Raw genomic sequence first — 3734 nt, forward strand, 5'->3', positions numbered from 1 at the left:
GAAGTAGCAATGTATTGCAAAGGATGGTCTTCAGGATACACATCCACACTTTCACCGCCTAATAAAGGAATATTATCGAAACGATTGTCTACACCACCATTATCCGAAAAGAAAATAAATATCGTATTATCTGTTAACCCGGCCTTTTCAATGGCATTCGAGATATCACCAACACTTTTATCCACATGTTCAATCATAGCGGAATATACAGCATTGCAGGCATAATCAGGGTCTTTCTCTTTGGCCAGGTACTTATTAATTAAATCCCGGTCGGCATCTAACTGAACATGCACATCGTAATGAGATATGAATAAAAAGAAAGGTTCTTTTTTGTTTTCTTTTATGAACTCGAGCCCCATGTCCGTAAGCACTTCACTCAATCTTTTTTTCTCAGGCGCAATATATTCGGGCAAAAACTTCGGATTATAGAATCCACCACCCGCATACATATGTGCTTTGTTATAACCACGAGCATTTGGCAAATGTTCTGTGTCATCACCCAGGTGCCATTTACCAAAGTAGCCTGTTTTATATCCAGCTGCCTGCATGGCATCTCCAATTGTAAAAATATCATCCGGCAGATGCTGTACCTGATGAACAGGGACAGTTACTGCTTCGAAAGGACGCCAGTGCCCCGGAATAAAATCGAAAATACCGACTCTCGCCGGATACTGCCCGGATTGAATACTGGCCCTGGTAGGAGAACAAACCGGAGCAGCATAGGCACTTGAAAACACCATTCCCTGTTTTGCCAGTTTATCAATGTTAGGCGCTTCATTATACTTGTTCCCATACATTGGCAAATCGCGTCCGCCCAGGTCGTCAGCCATTATAAGAACTATATTCGGGCGTTTTTGTGCCAAAGAGGAAACTGAGAGAATAAGAACGACAATTAGTGCCGGTACTCTGAATTTATTTCGTTTCATGTTGATGATTTTATTTAAACGATGTAATCTACGTTAACGCTTAGGAATCGAAAGTGGTAAATCCAACCATGCCAGTCCAACATGGCGTTTCATGTGGCTAATACTGTTGCCACCCGGTGCATCATAAAAGAGTGCAAGTCGGGTCCCAACCTGTACTACAGAAGGCAATCCGATACATTCTTTCGACCAGGTACAATTTTGCCCGTCGAGCACTACTGCTTTATTTTTCGGATTCCATTTATTTAAATCTGTGCTCCAGTATACCCATATGGCATCGGTAAACTCCTGTCCGCTTTCATTAATTCCAATATGATTGGTAAACAAAAACCACGTTTTAATGCTCTCTTCATAATAGAAGGTAGAGTTCTCTATTTGTTCTTCGATGGGAACCATGGGGTGTGAATCCATACTCCAAGAAGCATCAAGGTCGTTGGTGTGGGCAATACCGAGCGTACGTTGCACACATGGATTTCCTTCCTTTTCTGTGGTGGAGCTAAAAAATTGCAGGTATTCTCCACCGCTCTTTAAAACCTGGCCAGGACTGGCTGTATGCGAATAGTAGGTCCCGGGTTTTGTTCTGAATGGAACTACATCCGGTTGTTTTACCCACGGACCTTCGGGGCTATTCCCTTTTGCTTTCATTGTTAAATACGGGAAAGAAGGTACTAAATCGGGGGCAGGAGACACATTGGGCGTTCCCAAATAAAACATATGCCATTGGTCTCCTTCCTTGTAGGTAACGCCATAACAAGCGCCTTTCGAATCATCTTCTCCTGATTTTCCAAATTCCAGAATGGGGCCTCTCTTTTCCCAATTAACAAGGTCTTTGCTTGTGGCCAGAGAACTTAGCCATCCTGTTGATCCCGCAGCATCGTAGTGCATGTAATAGGTTCCTTCAGCTTCAAACACCCATACATCGCGTGCACCAAGAATATCGCATTGCTCAGGTCCGTCGCCGTATTTTAGCACAATGCCATAATCCTGTGCATCCATTCTTAATGTTGCTGCCGGCCGTCCATCGCTGTATTTCTTAATGCCGCTTTGTTGCTGTTTTTCTTTTGACTGCGCTGAAGTCAAAGTAAACATCGCTATCATTAACAGTGCGACTCCCATACTGAACTTTATTCTCATCATTTGCTATTTTTCTTTTCCGGTAATCAAATTCAATTTTCAGTCAACCACCTGAATACTTACAGGACCAATTAATCCGGATGATATCAACTCTTCTTCAGGAGTAATATTGTCTATCAAAACAGAAGTTGAGCGTTCTTCTTCCGGTAAAAGTTTATCACCTGTAAGCCTGTTTCTCCAAACATTTACCACCTCTACTTCCAATGTGTTTTCACCGTCTTTTATCGCATCGGAAATTGTTAAGCGATAAGGAGCCATCCAAGCTGTACCCACTTCTTTGCCATTAAGAGTCACTTTTGCCATAACACCTACTTTTCCCAAATCAATAAAAACAGCTTTTCCTTCTGCCTTTGAGTATGAAAAACTTGTTGTGTAATTAGCTGTTCCTGAGTAATATTTTAGTAGTTCATCGTCACTTAAGGTCCAATCCATCAATTCTGTGGTATTGACAGTGGCAGGTGCAATCTGTTTGTTTTCAAAATCAATTTTCCATGGCGCGTCAAGGGTTTGAACCGTTTTGAATTCAGGTGAATTTACGTTAAAACCATTATGAACCAATTCATTTGATTCGTTGGAAAATACCACAAACCAGCTTCTGTCTACTTCCATTTCCAGCGGGATAATAGTTCTTCCATCCTTCACTTCATATTCACTTATCGCTCGAATCTCTCCGCTGACAGCATCCCACAATTGTGGTTTTAGCCCTTCAACCCGGAAAGAAGGATTTATGCTTATGGTTTTCCCACTTTGGTTGGTGAGGAAATAAATATCCATTCCATCCTGCGAACGATGCGTCCACAATACGTCATCGCTAACATCAACATCTTTGCTGATAGAAAATTTATCTAAGGTTTCCTCTATGGGTAATCCATCCACAACAGCACCTTTGCCGTAATTTTTAACTTTGTCATCTCCTGCCCATAATTTTGCAGCCAGTTCTTGAACCTGCTTATCATTTTCCGGATAATTTTGCAAACTCGGTGAAGTTTTTGGCGCTTGTCCATATATAATTCCACCTTCCGAAACCAGTTGTTCGAGTTTAGCTAATAATTCGGAGCGCATGGTTTCCAATGGAGGCAACACCATCATTCGGTAGCTCATCCCATCGGGTAAAACAAATTTTCCATCCTGAACAGTAAGTCTGTCCATAATCACTTCGGCATTAATATAATCAAAGGAGTAGCCTTTGGGCAATTCAGGATTTGTAGCCCCCGTCATAATGGGTGCATCTTCCCCAATAAAATAGCATACATCGGCCACGTAGATTCCCTGTTGCAGCATATGTTGTGCCCTTCTCAAATAATCGAAATAGGTTTTCCCTTGTCTGAACCAGGTATTGTGACGGTTAAATTCGGTGCTAAACCAGGCATTGGTTCCGGGAACGTTATCATTGGGTTGATGAATATAAACGTGAAGTACATGATGGTTAATGCCTTCGGTTAAACTCCAGTCGCCACGTTTTTTGAGCATGGCAGGATGACGGACGTAGGTACGTTGCGAGGCTGTAAAACACTCTGCCGAGGTAGTCTTTTTTCCATAAATATGGGCTGCCGAAGAAGCTGCTTTACACTCAATATCTCCAAGTGTTCCCTCGTTCCAGTATTCTCCGCTGACAAAATTACTTTGTCCACCATACATTAAAAACTCTGATGGATAGCCCCAGTGCCCGTAATTCTC

General features: G+C 42.2%; 3 protein-coding genes. All 3 read right to left on the reverse strand.

The genetic code is table 11. The annotated features are described in order from the left end of the window. Nucleotides 1–926 (reverse strand): sulfatase-like hydrolase/transferase (locus AAC033_RS18615; protein WP_339740975.1); only part of this gene is annotated, 926 nt, incomplete at its 3' end. Nucleotides 927–959: 33 nt separating this feature from the next. Continuing rightward, nucleotides 960–2060 (reverse strand): hypothetical protein, encoded by a 1101-nt coding sequence (locus AAC033_RS18620; RefSeq protein ID WP_339740978.1) that lies wholly within the window; start codon nucleotides 2058–2060, stop codon nucleotides 960–962. A 36-nt stretch (nucleotides 2061–2096) separates the two neighbouring features. After that, nucleotides 2097–3734, reverse strand: a 1638-nt coding sequence (locus AAC033_RS18625; RefSeq protein WP_339740981.1) for a glycosyl hydrolase, incomplete at its 5' end; no start/stop codon positions are given.

It is taken from the genome of uncultured Sunxiuqinia sp. (assembly GCF_963974515.1).
In the GTDB taxonomy this organism is placed as follows: domain Bacteria; phylum Bacteroidota; class Bacteroidia; order Bacteroidales; family Prolixibacteraceae; genus Sunxiuqinia.

Excerpts from the sequence above, each read along its gene's own strand:
- AAC033_RS18620 (WP_339740978.1), bottom strand. The coding sequence starts at position 2,060 with ATGATGAGAATAAAGTTCAGTATGGGAGTCGCACTGTTAATGATAGCG.